The sequence below is a fragment of the Jannaschia sp. R86511 genome, from assembly GCF_042466345.1.
Lineage (GTDB): Bacteria > Actinomycetota > Actinomycetes > Actinomycetales > JBBAYJ01 > Aquipuribacter.
In genome coordinates, this window is the sequence record NZ_JAXHCD010000001.1 from 1,076,919 (window position 1) to 1,092,195 (window position 15,277).

At 75.6% G+C, this 15,277-nt stretch carries 12 protein-coding genes and 1 pseudogene; 7 read left to right on the forward strand and 6 right to left on the reverse strand.

Annotated features, from left to right (window positions below):
- Positions 1-136: 136 nt before the first annotated feature.
- Positions 137-3,262, reverse strand: coding sequence for a hypothetical protein (locus tag SJY06_RS05310; protein WP_380165362.1), 3,126 nt, complete (start codon positions 3,260-3,262; stop codon positions 137-139).
- A gap of 225 nt (positions 3,263-3,487) precedes the next feature.
- Complete coding sequence (locus SJY06_RS05315; protein WP_380165364.1) at positions 3,488-4,336, reverse strand: diacylglycerol kinase family protein; 849 nt, start codon at positions 4,334-4,336, stop codon at positions 3,488-3,490.
- A gap of 135 nt (positions 4,337-4,471) precedes the next feature.
- On the opposite strand from SJY06_RS05315, the gene SJY06_RS05320 reads away from it, so the two are divergent.
- Positions 4,472-5,041 (forward strand): hypothetical protein, encoded by a 570-nt coding sequence (locus tag SJY06_RS05320; RefSeq protein ID WP_380165366.1) that lies wholly within the window; start codon positions 4,472-4,474, stop codon positions 5,039-5,041.
- Between the two features lie 27 nt (positions 5,042-5,068).
- Here SJY06_RS05320 and SJY06_RS05325 read toward each other — a convergent pair whose 3' ends face one another.
- Complete coding sequence (locus SJY06_RS05325) at positions 5,069-5,887, reverse strand: RNA polymerase sigma factor (protein WP_380165368.1); 819 nt, start codon at positions 5,885-5,887, stop codon at positions 5,069-5,071.
- 9 nt (positions 5,888-5,896) lie between these two features.
- Complete coding sequence (locus SJY06_RS05330) at positions 5,897-7,009, reverse strand: hypothetical protein (RefSeq protein WP_380165370.1); 1,113 nt, start codon at positions 7,007-7,009, stop codon at positions 5,897-5,899.
- A gap of 61 nt (positions 7,010-7,070) precedes the next feature.
- Between SJY06_RS05330 and SJY06_RS05335 the strand changes: the two genes are divergently transcribed.
- The 4 genes and pseudogenes from SJY06_RS05335 to SJY06_RS05350 all read left to right on the forward strand — a co-directional run bounded on the left by SJY06_RS05335 (position 7,071) and on the right by SJY06_RS05350 (position 11,307).
- Entirely contained in the window at positions 7,071-8,105 is a 1,035-nt protein-coding gene (locus tag SJY06_RS05335; RefSeq protein WP_380165372.1) for a TIGR03885 family FMN-dependent LLM class oxidoreductase, read from the forward strand.
- 20 nt (positions 8,106-8,125) lie between these two features.
- Positions 8,126-8,611 (forward strand): annotated as a pseudogene (locus SJY06_RS05340) (alpha-amylase family glycosyl hydrolase); the annotation flags it as partial.
- Positions 8,612-8,720: 109 nt separating this feature from the next.
- On the forward strand, positions 8,721-9,794 hold the full coding sequence (locus SJY06_RS05345) for a hypothetical protein (RefSeq protein ID WP_380165374.1): 1,074 nt from the start codon (positions 8,721-8,723) through the stop codon (positions 9,792-9,794).
- Positions 9,795-9,984: 190 nt separating this feature from the next.
- Positions 9,985-11,307, forward strand: a complete 1,323-nt coding sequence (locus tag SJY06_RS05350) for a hypothetical protein (RefSeq protein ID WP_380165376.1) — start codon at positions 9,985-9,987, stop codon at positions 11,305-11,307.
- On the opposite strand, the gene SJY06_RS05355 is transcribed toward SJY06_RS05350, so the two are convergent.
- Positions 11,301-12,869, reverse strand: a complete 1,569-nt coding sequence (locus SJY06_RS05355) for a glycoside hydrolase family 3 N-terminal domain-containing protein (protein WP_380165378.1) — start codon at positions 12,867-12,869, stop codon at positions 11,301-11,303. The two genes, SJY06_RS05350 and SJY06_RS05355, sit on opposite strands and share 7 nt — an antisense overlap.
- A 55-nt stretch (positions 12,870-12,924) precedes the next feature.
- Here SJY06_RS05355 and SJY06_RS05360 point away from each other — a divergent pair, with 55 nt between their 5' ends.
- Both SJY06_RS05360 and SJY06_RS05365 read left to right on the forward strand, forming a co-directional pair.
- Positions 12,925-13,317: an MmcQ/YjbR family DNA-binding protein gene (locus SJY06_RS05360; RefSeq protein ID WP_380165380.1), complete on the forward strand. Its 393-nt coding sequence runs from the start codon at positions 12,925-12,927 to the stop codon at positions 13,315-13,317.
- 121 nt (positions 13,318-13,438) lie between these two features.
- On the forward strand, positions 13,439-14,176 hold the full coding sequence (locus SJY06_RS05365) for a hypothetical protein (RefSeq protein ID WP_380165382.1): 738 nt from the start codon (positions 13,439-13,441) through the stop codon (positions 14,174-14,176).
- Positions 14,177-14,204: 28 nt separating this feature from the next.
- Here the strand turns inward: SJY06_RS05365 and SJY06_RS05370 are convergent, their stop codons facing one another.
- Positions 14,205-15,200: a hypothetical protein gene (locus SJY06_RS05370; RefSeq protein ID WP_380165384.1), complete on the reverse strand. Its 996-nt coding sequence runs from the start codon at positions 15,198-15,200 to the stop codon at positions 14,205-14,207.
- Between the last annotated feature and the right edge of the window lie 77 nt (positions 15,201-15,277).

Genomic DNA, 15,277 nt, shown 5'->3' on the forward strand with positions numbered 1-15,277 from the left:
GTAGGACGGGGGCTGTTCATGCTGCGCCTGATCGCGGACTGACGAGGCTCCGGCCCCGGATGGCGTAGGAGGTCTCACGACGGCTCCTGGTCCTTGTCCCGGTAGTGGCACGGCCTGCTACCAACCCGTCCTGGTCCTAGTACGACCGGAGCACGAGTCCGTCGATGTGCGCGGGACGGTCCGACGCAGAGCGCACCGCGAACGTGCCGCTGCGGTGCGCGCGGCCAAGCGGGACGCGCACGACCTGCTGCGCCCGGGTCGAGGGTGAGCGCAGGTCGACGCGGGCCAGCACCACGCCGTCGTTCATGACCTCCACGACACCGCACGTGGGGCACCGCGTCGCCACGAGCCACACCGCGTCCGTACGGTTCGCCGACAGGCGGACATGACTGCCACGGCGGTCCAGGCGGGTCACCGTGCGCATCATGGCCGTCGAGGGCGTCTGACGAGCGTGGGTGCCGGCGGCGACGAGGTGCCGGTCGTCGACGGCTCGGGTCGTACAGCGCTCGACCGACCACGCCGAGCGGTTGCCGTCGAGGTCCTTCACCCGGACCTGGACGCACCGGGTCTCACCCTCGGCCAGCGCCACCGTGACGCCGGTGGCGGTGTGCGGCAGAGCGGCCCAGGGCGTCGGGTAGGTCCAGGCCCCCAGCGGCTGGCGTGCCCGCGCGCTGCGGACGCGCACCTGGAACCCCTCGAACCTCCAGCGGTCGTCGGCCCCGGTGAACGCGTAGCGCACCGACGTGCCGGTTGCTGCCGCCGGTAGGGACGTGCCGGTGACGCGGGGCGGGACCAGGTCCGGTCCCGGCAGCCGGGTCGTGGACGTGGGGGTGGATTCGGCCCAGTCGCCGAGCCGGGCGACGACCCGGACCCTGTACTGCCCCGCCGTGGGTGTGCTGATGGTGGTGATGTGCGAGGTGCGGTCGCTCCGGGTGTCGTAGACGGTGCTGGAGTAGGGGTACGTGGCTACGAGCTCGTCGTCGACCCACACCTCGTGGGCGGTCGGGGTCGGGCGCTCACCGGTCGCCTGGGTCCACAGGACCTGCGTGGTCCGGCCCGCCAGGCCCGGCCAGTCGACGTGGAAGTCGCTCGGTGGAGCCGGTCGGACGAGACGCGGCCGGACGGACGCGGTGGCCGCAGGTGCGCGTCCCGCAGGGCCCGCCGGCTCGACCTCGACCGTGTACTCGTCGAGGTGCACCCGGTCGACCCGCAGTGACCGAGCGTCCGGCGGCAGGAGCCTCAGGGGGCCGTACGTGGTCCCGTTCCGCGATCGCAGCCTGACGAAGTGGCCGAGGAGTCCCGTCGCGCCGGGGTGCTCCCACGTGACGGTCACCGCGCCGTCGTCGGGGTAGGACACTGCGACGTCGGTCGCGGGCGGGGGTGCCGTCGACGGCCCGGTCGGTGGAGTGGGATCGACGGCGGTGGCGGGCAGTGCCGCGTGGTGGACACGCCCCTCCGGGGTGATCCAGGCCGCGGCGACGTCCGGACCCCAGGAGGACACGGCCACCGTCTGCCACGCGACCTCACCCTCTCGCGTGGTGCGTACCGGGCCGAGGTCCTGCCACGACTCGGCGCCGGCGCCCAGCGCTCGCCACTGCAGCACCCGGCCCTCCTGGGACTCCACGGTCCGCAGCAACGCGCCGTTGCCCAGGCGGAAGTCGTCGTTCCACTCCACCGGCTGCGGTGGCACCTCGCCCATCACGTCGAGCACCTCGGCTCCCTGGCGGCAGGGCACGAGCAACCAGCGACCGGCCGCTTGCATGGCTCGTTGCCTCTCCACCTGACACCCCGCCGACGGCCTGAGCGTGCGTGTCGCGCCGTCGTCGAGGCTCCTGCCGACGAGCAGCCCGGGCAGCAGCTCCGGGTAGACGAAACGGCCCGCCAGCAGCTCGTCGGCGCGCCGCCAGAGGACTCCGTCGTGCAAGGCGGCCTCCGGGGCGGTCCGCAGGCCCGTTCCCGTGGCGAGGTCGTCCAGGTACCCGCCCGGGATGAGGATCCGGTCACCCGACAGGGTGCCGGTCGGTACGGGCACCCCCGCGATGCCTCCGGGGGCGGCGTGACCCGGCAGCGCCGCCGTCAACGACGACCCGAACCTGTCGCCGGAGACCAGCGCGCCGCCCCGGTGCACCCGTAGGTCGGTGCCGGCGGTGTCCGCGAGCACCCCGGACGGGGTCGGAGCCGGGGCCTCGAGGGCGTCGGGGTCCCACCACCGCACGTCGGCCGCCGCGACGAGGAGCCGTGCGCCGTCGAGGGCGACCGCCTGCGGCGCCAGCTGGTCGTGCGGTGCGGACCACACCGGCACCGAGTCGGCGCCCGGGTCCTGCGTCGTCGCCGGCAGGGCGACGACGTGGGCGCCGTCAGAGGTCAGCAAGCCCCCGGTCGGGCCCGCGAGGACGGGCTGCGTCTCGGCGACCGGCTCCACCGCCCCGTCGTCCGTCACCCTCTGGAGGGTGACGGGTGGCCGCAGCTGTAGCGTCCCCTTGGATCGCTCGGGCACGTAGGCCGACCCGCTGAGCAGGACCTCCCCGTCCGCCAGGACGATGGCCGGAAGGGCGTAGCCGTCGCGCGGGAACGCTTCGGAGTAGCGGATCTCACCCGGCACGCCGTCGGTGAGCGTGGTCACGCTGACGTGGAAGGTGTCGTCATCAGGTGCCTGCCAGCGGCCGTCGTCGTGCGACCACCACGCGAGCTGGTCCCCGTCCTGCACGACGCTGGTGGTGAGAACGCGCAGGTCGGTGTCGATCGTCACGGCGTGCGCCGTTCTCGTGTCGAGCAGGTGATATCGCCGGACACCTGCCGCGCGGTCCCACGACGAGGCGACGACCACGTCGTCGTGCGTCGGTCTTCCGCCCAGGTAGTCCACCCCGTACGAGAGGCCGGTGGCGGGCACGACACTGCCATCCGGACGCACGACCGACACCTCGACGCCGTCCGTGTGCTCGGAGCGTGAGCTGACGACGACGCCTGCCGTGCCGACGCTCACCCACTGCGTCCCCTCGGGCATGGTCCTGACCTCGGTCTCGCCCGTGAGGAGGTCGTGGGTCCGCAGGGTGTCTCCCTCGGACCCCATGACGAGCTTCGTCCCCAGCAGGTCGGTGCCGCCCACATGCGTCCATACAGGTTCACCGTCGGTCGGCAGCCACGCGAAGGGGCGCGCGGCAGGGTCGCGCGACTCGCGGACGACGAGCACCCCGGCCTCGCTGCTGGCCACGACTGCCACCCCCGACGGGGCGGCACGCGGCGGCACGGGGACGTCTGTCACGACCACCGACGCCGTACCTGCCGACGCGTGCACCGGCGTGAGGACAGCCAGCAGAAGGGCGGCGACGAGACCGAACGCCCCCGCGGAGAACCCTCCGACCGGTCGCCGTCCCTGTGGAGGGGGCTGCACGTCCGTCATCCTCGACGCCGGGCCCGACGGCGTCCACCGGTTCGGCGGAACTCAGCCCGAGTGGTGCAGGCCGACGCAGACCACCGCGCCCGCCCCTCACGCCCCCGGTCGACGGGGCCCGTCGTGCACCGCGGCGGTCGACCCGGCGGGCACCAGCACGTGCAGAGCGTTGCGGTCCACCTCGAAGGAGGTCGGGGTCAGGCCGACCACCTCGCCGTCCAGGTTGAGCGGGGTGGGTGGGGAGGTCACCAGGTGCAGCCGGCGCGTGGTGACGTGCTCCACGGCCGGGTGGGCCACGAACGAGCCGTCCTTCAGGGCCCGGGCGATCGCCAGGTGCTCGCGGACCCCGGCCACCCGGATCGCGTAGACGTCGAGCAGGTCGTCGTCGATGCTCGCGGTGGGCGAGACGGCGTTGCCGCCCCCGTGGTGCCGGCCGTTGCCGACGGCCACCTGCAGCAGGCCCTCCCAGCGCAGCGGGGCCCGGTCGCCGTCCGGGAACGCCAGGGTCGCCGCGAAGGGCTGGTGCCGTCGGTAGGCGCGCAGCAGCGCCACGGGGTAGGCGCCGCTGCCGAGCCGGCGCTTGAGGGCCGGGTCCAGGTGCTCGGTCACCCCGACCGAGAGCCCGGCGGAGGCCACGTTGACGAACGCCCGGCCGTCGGCCCGGCCCAGGTCCACGTCGACCACGTCGCCGTGGGCGACCACCTCGCAGGCCGCGTCCAGGCGACGGGGCAGGCCGAGGGTGCGGCTCAGGTCGTTGGCCGTGCCCAGCGGCAGCAGCCCCATGACGACGTCGGAGTGCGCGAGCAGGCCCGCGGCGTGAGCGGCCCGCACCGGGACCCCGCGCACCTCCAGCTCCCGCACCGCCCGCTCCAGCGCCCGGGCCCCCCGTCGTGCCCCCTCGTTGACGACGACCGCGACCGAGGACGCCCTGCTCGCCGACTGCACGCCGGGAGCATGCGGCACCAGGCTGGGCGTCCGCTGGGAGACCCCCGGGCCGGGCCCGTCCGTGCGACACCCGGTCGGCGTCCTGGCGCCGGGGCCCCTGACCGGTCAGACTCCCCGGGACGGAGGAGGTACCGGGTGGCGACGACGCAGCCGGTGAGCACGGACGGCGGGCCGCCGACCGGGACGCCGAGGGCACCGCGCACGCAGCGGGCGCTGCGGCGGCCGGCGGTGGCGGTCGTGGCCGTGCTCGGGCTGCTGGCGGGGGCGGGCTGGTGGCTGTCGCCCGACGCGTTCGAGCCCTGGCGTGGCGGGGAGTCGATGTCCCTGACCGCGCCCCTGACCTACGAGGACAGCGTGCTGCTGCCGCTGCCGCAGGTGCGGCGCCCGATCCACGTGCTGCAGGCCGAGGCGCGCGTCGTGGCCGACGGCGGCACCCGGGTCGAGGTCGTGGTCTGCGACGGGGGCAGCCCGTTCGCCGGCGTCACCAGGACCCGGGCTGGCCGCGTCGTCGAGGGGTGCGTGCGCGCCCGGCCCGCCGCGGGCGAGCTGGTCGAACCGCCGGACCAGCTGGCCGTGCTCGTCAACCACGGGGGCGCCGACGAGGTCCGGGTCGACGGTCTCGACGTGCTCTACCGGGACGGCGTCCGGCTGGGCTACCAGCACACCGGCGACGTGTTCCGTGCCTACTGGACCGGGACCGGCTGACCCGCTGACCGGCTGACCCGGGCTCCCTCAGCCGCCGCGGGACGCCGCCCCCGGGGCGGGGACGTCGGCGGCGGGCGGGCGGGTCCTCGTCGCGGTCCGCAGCTCCCAGTGCCACCGCCGCCACGGCCGCACACCACGGTGCCGGCGCCAGGCGGTGAACGAGCGCTGCAGCTCGGCGTCCGTCGCACGCCCGGCGTGGACCGGGCGCAGCGCACCCAGCAGGGTGGCGACGCCGTCGGTGCGCTCCCGCCCCTGCCCGTCGGGGTCGGGCCCCGCCCCGACGTGGGCGGCCACCCACGCGGCGAGCTCCTCCCGCCCCCGGACCAGCAGCTGCTCGCCCTGGGCCGCGGTCAGGCCCAGCGCGTCGAGCACCTCACGCCACGACCAGCCCTCGACGTCGCGCAGCCACAGCACCTCGCGGACCGCCAGCGGCTGGCTCGACATCACGCCCTCGAGCAGCCGCCAGTCGTCGTCGGCCCACAGCCCGGACCAGCCGAGGCTGCCCCAGGGCACCTCGACGTCCGTGCCGGGGTCGTCGCCCCGCGGCGCCGGCGGCGGAGCGGGCGCGACTGCCGGGACGGCGTCGGGCGCCGCCGTGCGCCAGGCCCGGCCGTAGGTGACGAAGATGCCGCTCACCCAGGCGCGCAGCGTCGTGTGCCAGGTGAACATGTCCAGCCCGGGCAGCGCCGTCGACCAGGTCTGGCGCACCAGCGGGCCGACCTGCTCCTCGGGCACGTAGAGCCGAGCGAGGCGCCGCATGGGCGGGTCGTACTCGTCGAGCAGCAGCGCGAAGGCCTGGGCGCTGCCGAGCCGCAGCCCCTCGAACAGGACCCCCTCGTCGGCCATCCGACCACGCTAGCCCCGGGCGGGCCCGTCGGTGGGGTCCTCCGCGGCGGAACCCGGGCGGGCGCCCTGCGGCTCGGACGGCACCGCCCCGGCCCGGTAGGTGTAGGCCGCCTCGCGGACGGCCTCGTCGCTCTCGAGCCCGGCCCCCAGCGCCCCCGCGACGGTGGACAGGATGGTGGTGAACCACGCGAGCCGGACCAGGTCGAGCGGTCCGACGTCGTGGCCGACGGCGTCGGCGAGCACGTCGGGGACCACCAGGGCGAACGCCCCCACCAGCGAGACCACGAGCAGGGCCAGGTGCAGGGCCGTGACCCCGATCAGCACCGTCAGGCTGGTGGCCAGGTTGAACAGCGCGACCTGGCGGCGCGAGCCGCGCCCGCCGTGCCGCTCCCACAGCCCGGCCCCCGCCACCAGCGCCACGGCGGTCACCACGACGGAGGCGACGGCCAGCAGCGCCAGCCGCACCGGGCCGTAGGCGTCGGCCAGCAGCCAGACGTCGGGGGTGATCAGCGCGAGCACCCCGGCCGCGGCCGCGGCCGACAGCGTCCGCGACAGCCGCAGCGCCAGCCGCCACGGCCGGTTGGCCCGCACCATGCCCAGCAGCAGGCGCAGGTTGCCGACGAGCACGCGGGCGGCCAGCGCCACCGTCCCGCCGGAGCGGGCCACGTCGTCGTCGCCCTGCAGCTCCCGTACCCGCTCGGCCAGGTCCTCGCGGTCGTCGTCCCCGCCCAGCAGGGCCTCGACCAGCCCCACCACGGCGTCCTGCGTCCGCCGGGCGACCTGGACGGCCCCCAGGGCGGGCACGCTCAGCAGCCCGACGCCGTGCAGCGGGCTCGCGTGGGCGGTGACCGGGCGACGGTCCAGGCGCAGCGGCAGGTCCGTGAGCACGACGGCCAGGTCCCAGTCGTGCTCCAGCAGCCGGGTCCGGCCCAGGTCGACCAGCGCCCGGGCGTCCGGGGCGGGGGAGACGGGCGGCTCGCGGACGACCGACACGTCCCAGCCGGTCACCCCGAAGCGGGCGGCGAGCACGTCCGGCAGCCGGTCGGCGAGCCGGGCCGCCCGCTCGGGGGCCAGGTCGTGGGCCAGCAGCAGCCCCAGCCGCAGCCGCCCCCCGTCCGTCACGGTCGGGCAGCCTAACCGCGTCGGCGTTTCGTCGCGGTCGGGCCCGGGTACCGCCGGGGCGATGACAGTCATCGGCCTCCACGCCTCCCACGAGCAGGTCCACCCCTCCGACCTGCTGCGCGCCGTGCAGCTCGCCGAGGAGGTGGGCTTCACCGGCGGCATGTCCAGCGACCACTTCTCGCCCTGGAGCGTGCGGCAGGGCCACTCCGGCTTCGCCTGGTCCTGGCTGGGCGCCGCGATGGCCAGCACGAGCCTGCCGTTCGGCGTCGTCAACGCCCCCGGGCAGCGCTACCACCCGGCGATCGTCGCCCAGGCGATGGCCACCCTGTCGGCCATGTTCCCGCAGCGGCTGTGGGTGGCGCTCGGCTCGGGGGAGAACTCCAACGAGCACATCACCGGCGACCGCTGGCCGGCCAAGAGCGTCCGCAACCAGCGGCTGCTGGAGTGCGTGCAGGTCATCCGCGCGCTGCTGGCCGGTGAGGAGGTCAGCCACGACGGGCTCGTCACCGTCGACCGGGCCCGGCTGTGGACCCGGCCCGAGGTGCCGCCCGCGCTCATCGGCCCCGCCGTGACGCCGGAGACCGCCGCCTGGGTCGCGTCGTGGGCCGACGGGCTGGTCACCACCAACGCCCCGCACGAGAAGCTCCGGACGATGGTCGACGCGTACCGCTCCCACGACGGCCCGGGCCCGCTGCGGCTGCAGGTCCACGTGTCGTGGGCGCCCACCGACGACGAGGCCATGGCGCTGGCGCACGACCAGTGGCGCGGCAACGTGTTCGCCCCGCCCGTGTGCTGGGACCTGGAGACCGTCGAGCACTTCGACGAGGTCGGCGACCAGGTCACGCCCGAGCAGGTGCGCGAGGTCGTCCTGGTCTCCAGCGACCTGGCCCAGCACGCGGCCTGGCTGGCCGGCTTCGCCGAGCTCGGCTTCGACGAGATCGCGGTGCACCACGTCGGCCGCGAGCAGGAGGCGTTCGTCCACGCCTACGGCGAGCACGTCCTGCCCCAGCTGGACGTGACCCGGGCCGAGCCGGTCACCCCCGCGCGCACCTCGGCCGGGACGGCCACCACCGACTCCCGGGAGCTGCTGACGTGAGCACCGCCGCCCGCGCCGACATGTGGTGGAAGAGCGCCGTCGTCTACTGCCTGGACGTCGAGACCTTCGCCGACTCCGACGGCGACGGCACGGGGGACTTCCACGGCCTCACCCGACGGCTGGACCACCTGGCCGACCTGGGCGTCACCTGCCTGTGGCTGATGCCGTTCTACCCGACGGCCGAGCGCGACGACGGCTACGACATCACCGACTTCTACGGCGTCGACCCGCGGCTGGGCAGCCTCGGCGACGTCGTGCCGCTGGTGCGCCTGGCCCGCGACCGGGGGATGCGCGTCATCGTCGACCTGGTCGTCAACCACACCTCGGCCGACCACCCGTGGTTCCGGTCGGCGCTGGCGGGCAAGGACTCGCCGTTCCGCGACTACTACGTCTGGCGCGACACCGAGCCGGAGGACACCTCGGCCGAGGTGGTGTTCCCGGACGAGGAGGGCGGCATCTGGACCCTCGACGAGCCCAGCGGCGAGTGGTACCTGCACCGGTTCTACGCCCACCAGCCCGACCTCAACGTGGCCAACCCCGCCGTCCGCGACGAGATCACCAAGATCATGGGGTTTCTGGCTCGAGCTCGGGATCAGCGGCTTCCGGGTCGACGCGGTGCCGTACCTGATCGAGACGGAGGGGATGGGCCCGGACGACGCCGAGGACTTCCCGGAGCCGCACGACTTCCTGCGCGACCTGCGGGAGTTCCTGGCCCTGCGCGACAGCGAGGCGATCATGCTGGGCGAGGTCAACCTGCCACGCTCGCAGCAGCTGGAGTTCTTCGGCGGCGCCGACGGCGACGAGCTCGACATGCAGTTCGACTTCGTCACGATGCAGCAGATGTACCTGTCCCTGGCCCGCTCCGACGCGCGGCCCCTGGCCCGCTCGCTGGCCGAGCGGCCGGCCACGGCGGTGCGCTCGCAGTGGGCGACGTTCGTCCGCAACCACGACGAGCTGACCCTCGACAAGCTGGACACCAACGAGCGGCAGGAGGTCTTCGACGCCTTCGGCCCGGAGCCCGAGCACCAGCTGTTCGGCCGCGGCCTGCGCCGCCGGCTGCCGCCGATGCTGGGCGAGGAGCCGGACGGCGACCAGCGCCGGACCCGCATGGTCTACAGCCTGCTGTTCAGCCTGCCCGGGACGCCGGTGCTGTTCTACGGCGAGGAGATCGGCATGGGCGAGAACCTCGCCGCCGACGACCGCCAGGCCGTGCGCACCCCCATGCAGTGGACCAGCGGTGGCAACGGCGGCTTCTCCACCGCGGACGCCGACGCCCTGCCCAACCCCGTGGTGACCGGGCCCTGGTCCCCGGAGCACGTCAACGTGGCCGACCAGGTCGACGACCCCGGGTCCCTGCTGACGTTCGTGTCCCACCTGGCCCGGCGCTACCGGCAGAGCCCGGAGCTCGGCTGGGGCGAGCTGGAGGTTCTCGACCAGCCCCACGCGCACGTGCTGGCCCACGTGGTCCGGTACCGCGGCGCGGTGCTGCTGGCGCTGCACTCCTTCGACGACGTCGAGGTCCAGGTCGAGGTGTCCTTCGCCGCCGACCGTCACGACGGCTCGATGGTGGACCTGCTGGGTGGTGGCGAGGTGGCGGTCGCCGACGACGGTTCGGCGACGGTGCCGCTGGCCGGGTACGGCTACCGCTGGCTGCGGCTGCGGACCCTCGAGGACGACCGGCTGCGCTGACCGGGGTCCACGCAGGGACGTGACCAGGCGCCCGACGCCGCTTATGGTCCGTCGGGGTCCTGCCGATGAGGGCGGAGACCTGAACTCCCTCATCACAGAGAGACCCTTCATGCTGACACCACAGCGACCGGCCGTCCCGCAGGCACGCGGGACCGGCTCCCGGGGGGATCGCGCCCGCCGTCCCGCGGTCATGGACGCGACGATCGGCTCGCTGCTGACCGTCGTGCTGGCGGCCTCGTTCCTGCTGCTGACCGGCTCCCCGGCCAGCGCCGCCCAGCCCGTGCCGCGACCGCCCAAGACGTTCACCACCGCCCCCGAGTCGCCCTCGCCGTACCTGGGCCAGGTCTCCTGCGACCCGGTCGAGAAGCCGGGCGCCACGGCGATGCGCAGCCTGCTCAAGGCGACCTACGGAAAGGCGAACTCCGGCGGCACCGCGCGCTCCTGCTCGGTCGGCGGCCGGAGCGAGCACAAGGAGGGACGCGCGTACGACTGGGCGCTGAACGCCTACAACTCCGCCGACAAGGCCAAGGGCGACGCGTTCGTCAACTGGGCGTCGGGCAAGGACGCCAAGGGCGTCGCGGGCGGCAACGCGCACCGGCTCGGCATCCAGTACCTGATCTGGAACAAGCGGATCTGGAACGCGGGCAGCGGCTGGAAGGCCTACACCGGTGCGAGCCCGCACACCGACCACGTGCACATCTCGCTGTCCTGGGACGGGGCGTTCAAGCGCACGTCCTGGTGGACCGGCAAGGCCGTCACCAAGCGCGACTACGGCCCGTGCCCGATGTTCGTCGGTGACCCGGCGCCCAAGTACACGTCACCGACCTACACCCCCTGCCGGCCGGTGGAGCGCCCCGACGGGGTCGTGACCGGGGACTTCGACGGCGACGGCAAGAGCGACCTGGGCATCTACTCCGACGGCCGGTTCACCATCCGGGTCAACGGCCGGGTCTCGTCGTTCGCGTTCGGCCAGGCGGGCGACCGCCCCGTCGCGGGCGACTGGGACGGCGACGGGGTCGACGGCATCGGCGTGTTCCGCGCCGGGCGCTTCTACCTGCGCCAGACGGCCACGGCCGGCGGGACCCAGCGCGCCGTGGGCTGGGGGGCCAGCGGGGACCGTCCCGTGGCCGGTGACTGGGACGGCGACGGGGTCGACGGCGTCGGCGTCTACCGGCGCGGCACCTGGTACCTGCGCGCCCACACCACCGCGGGATCGAGCAACCAGAAGATCGTCTGGGGCCGCTCGACCGACCTGCCCACCTCCGGCGACTGGGACGGCGACGGGCGGGACAGCGTCGGGCTGCTGCGCGGCCGGACCTGGTACCTCAAGTCGATGACCAAGCCGGGCTCCTCCGGCACCCTCACCTTCGGCCACCCGTCGGGCACGCCCGCGGTGGGTGACTGGTACGCCGACGGCCGCACGACGCTCGGCACTGTGTGGGGCCGCGAGTTCTGGTGGACCAACGACCCGCAGGCCCGCGACACCAAGAAGTCGCTGGCCCCTCCCTACTGACCGGGCGCGCCGCCCGGGTCACCCGGGGGCGCCTCGGCGCCGGCCAGCAGGTCGGCGACCGCACGGACCGACGCCGGGCTCGCCCCGCGGGTGCGCACGAGCGCACCCCGGGGCGGGACCGGCGTCGTCAGTGACGGCCACCCCAGGTCCACCAGCACGGTGTCGGGCCGCTCGGCGACGACCCGCTGCAGCCACGCCCGGACCGCGGGTGAGCGGTGGGTGTCGCGAGCGAGCACCACGAGGGCGCGGCCACCGGCTCGGGCCAGCACCGCCCCCGGGTCGGTCCCGGGGTCCGCGTCCACCCCCGTGGCCCCGGGCAGCGCGTCCGGGACGAGCTCCAGCAGGCCCCACGGGACCTCGCCCACCGCGGCGTTGGCCCGGTCGAGCAGGCGGACCACGACGGCCCCGGACACCGCGGGCACCCGGCCGCTCACCGACGTGGCCTCCCAGGCGGCCCGGGTCACCCGGGCCGCCGCGGCCGCTTGGGCCTGCGGGGTCACGGTGACCACGTGGGCCCGGCGCCGCCGCGCCGCGTCCCCGAGCCGGGCCACCCGGCTCGCGGCCTCGGCCAGGCGGGCCTGCGGCAGCGTCCCGTCACCGACCGCGGCCAGCACCGCCGCGAGCACGGCGTGGACCCGGTCCCGCGACCAGTCCGCGCCCAGGCAGAGCAGGTCGGCGCCCGCGACCAGGGCCGCCACGGCCGCGGCCTCGACCGAGCCGTGGGCCGCGGGACCGCTCACCCCCGCCATGTCGAGCGCGTCGGTGACGACGACCCCCTGGAAGCCGAGCTCCTCACGCAGCAGCCGGGTGAGCACCGCGCTGGTCGAGGCCGGCCGGTCGGGGTCCAGCGCCGGGACGCGGACGTGGGCCGTCATCACCGCCTCCGCCCCGGCCTCGACCGCGGCCCGGAACGGCAGCAGCTCCCGCTCGTGCAGCAGCCCGGCCGACGCGGTGACCACCGGGGCCGCCACGTGGGAGTCCGCGCTGGTGTCCCCGTGGCCGGGGAAGTGCTTGACGCAGGCGGCGAGGCCCGCGTCGGCGAGCCCGCGGACGGCGGCGGTGCCGTGCCGGGCCACGTGACGGGCGTCGGCCCCGAAGCTGCGGCTGCCGATGACGGGGTTGTCGGGGCTGCTGCTGACGTCCAGGACGGGGGCCAGGTCCAGGTCCACCCCCACGGCGGCCAGCCGCGCCCCCAGGTCGGCGTGGACCTGCCGGGTCAGGCTGACGTCGTCGGCCTCGCCCAGCACGGCCGCCCCCACGGTCCGGCTGCCGCGGTGCTGGTCCAGTCGCGTGACGTCGCCGCCCTCCTCGTCCAGGGCGACCAGGCAGCCCGGGGCCAGCTCGTGCACCCGCCGGACCAGACGGGTCGCCTGCGCGTCGTCACCGGTGAGGTTCGAGCCGAACAGGCACAGCGACCCCAGCCCGTCACGCAGGTCCTGCTCGACCCAGCCCGGCAGCGAGGGGCCCTCGAAGCAGCCCATCAGCACACCGAGCGCGAGACGTCGCACGGCCGCCCCGGCCTCGGGTCCACCGGGCACCTGGGCGTGAGCGTCGTCGTCCACGGGACCAGGATGCTACGTCCGAGGACTGTCGGGGGTCGGTGCCACCCTGCCGGTCGTGGCGCACCCGCGGATGTACGACGAGGACGACCCGTTGCTGGCCCGGGCCAGGCAGGTGTGCCTGGCGCTGCCCGAGGCGCAGGAGCGCGAGTCGCACGGGCGCCCCACCTTCTTCGCGGGCAGCCGCGTGTTCGCCCAGTTCGGCGTCGCGGGACCCGACGACACGCGGTTGCTGGTGCGTCCCGACGACAACGACCGCGAGGCGCTGCTGCACCACCCGCGGGCCACGGTGCCGCCCTACTACGGACCGAGCGGCTGGCTCGCCTTCGAGTGCCGGGACCTGCCGGGCGAGCCCGAGGTGGACTGGACCGAGCTGGCCGAGCTCGTCGAGGACTCCTACCGTCGGGTGGCCCTGGTGCGGATGCGGCGCGCCCTGGACGCCCGCGGCTGACGCCGGTCGCCCGCGGCTGACCCGGTACCCGTCGGGACAGCCGGACAACGCGGACCACCCGGACCACCCGGACCACCCGGACAACCGGACGCCGCGGCCGTCCGGCGGGCACGATGGGGCCGTGTCCGCCCTGCGCTCGCTCGCCGCCCTGCTCGCCGTCGTCGCCGTGCTGGTCGGGCTGGTCGCCGCGGCCGAGTGGTTCGCCCGCGGCCAGGTCGAGGCCGTGGTGGGCGACGTCGTCAGCCGTGAGCTGGGCCAGGTGGCCGACCCGGGCGAGGAGCTGCAGGACGTGACCGCCTCGGTGCGGGGCTCGGTCCTGCTGGGGCTGGCGCGGGGACGCTTCGAGGGCCTGGACGTGACGACGGGCGCCGGTCAGGTGCAGGGCGTGCCGGTGCGGGCGCTCGAGGTGAGGGCCGACGGGGTGGCCACCGACGGCTCGACCGCCGGCTCGCTGACGGCGACCGTGCGGGCGGAGGCGGGCGCGGCGCTGAGCACACAGCTGCAGGGCGAGGACCAGGCCGAGCTGGCGCAGGCCGTGCTGACGGGCACCACGGCCCTGCCGCCGGACCGGCTGCAGGTGCAGGCGCCGTTCGAGGTGCCCGTGCTGGGCTCGGTCCCGGTCGAGGTCGTGCTCCAGCTGCGGGTCGAGGAGGGGCGGCTGCTGGTGGAGCCGGTGGAGGCCCGGGCCGCGGGGCTCGACCTGGACCTGGACCGCACCGACACGCTGCGCGCGTTCGGGGTCGACGACGAGCTGCCGGACGGGGTGGACGTCTCGGCCGTGTCGGTCGTCGACGAGGGCGGCACGGCCGTGGTGGTCGCAGAGCTGGTCTGCGACGACGGCTGCCCGTTCGGGCGCTGAGCCCGGTCGGCGGCGAGGGTCCGGGGCCTCAGGTGCGGGCCGTCACCGAGGTCGACGGGGGGACCGGCGGCGGGCTGGTGTGCTCGGCGGCCTCGCTCAGGGTCGCGACCACGCGGCGGACCAGCCGCTCGCTGAAGCCGGAGATCACGGCCAGCACGGGCAGCCAGTCGGTCATACCCGGCAGCAGCTCGACCTCGGCCGCCATCACCGTGACCACGGCGGCGGCCGACCCGACCAGCACCCGGGCCACGGCCGTGGCCAGGAGCGGGGTGGACAGCTCGTAGACGCGCGGGGCCGACCCGTGGTCCATCGCCGTGATGGCGGCGCTGAGCATGGCCCCCAGCGCCCCCAGCAGGCAGACCTGGGCGTACCAGCCGGGCTCGCCCAGCACCCCGCGGTCGAGGAACACCGGCCGGTCCGGGCCCGGGCCGCCCCAGCCCGTGAGCACCAGCGCGGTCAGCACCGCCAGCACCAGCGCCAGCAGCGTCGTCGCCGTGGCCACCCGGCGGCCCAGCAGGCGCAGCCGCAGGTAGGTGTTCTGCGCGTCGTCGTCGAGCAGCTCACGCGCCGCGGCGACGCGGGGCAGCAGCGCCGCCCGGGTGTCGTCGGCCCCGTCCAGGCTGGTCACCGCGGCCGCCGCGCGCCAGCCGGTCAGCTTGGCCGCGCACTCCAGCCGCAGGCTCCCGGCCAGCACCCGCAGGTCGTCGTCGTCGAGGCGGGCCAGGCTGACCCGGTCGGCCGCGTTCAGGTACGCCCAGCCGTCGTCGACCCGGCCGTCGTCCGCGCACTCCTGGGCCAGGCCGATCAGCAGCCCCGCCCGGGCCCGGCGGCAGCGCAGGTCGTCGGTCGCCGGGGCCCAGTCCTGCACCTCGGGGCGCAGCCGGCCGATCGCGGTGACGAGCCGACCGAGCCGGGGCACCTCGCGCGCCCGGGCGCCGGGGCGCCCCGGGTCCGGGCGCCGGTCCGCGGCCGCCGTCGGGACCGGCGTGGGGGTGCCCGTCCCGGGGGCCGTCGTCGTGGTCACGGCAGCAGGAGGCGCGGGCCCGGGTCCTGATGCACCCGGGCCCGCGCCGGTTCGGGCCCGCCGGCCGGCTCAGGCTC

Coding starts and splice junctions, on each gene's coding strand:
- SJY06_RS05325 (WP_380165368.1), bottom strand. CDS start 5,887: ATGGCCGACGAGGGGGTCCTGTTCGAGGGGCTGCGGCTCGGCAGCGCC.
- SJY06_RS05335 (WP_380165372.1), top strand. CDS start 7,071: ATGACAGTCATCGGCCTCCACGCCTCCCACGAGCAGGTCCACCCCTCC.
- SJY06_RS05350 (WP_380165376.1), top strand. CDS start 9,985: ATGGACGCGACGATCGGCTCGCTGCTGACCGTCGTGCTGGCGGCCTCG.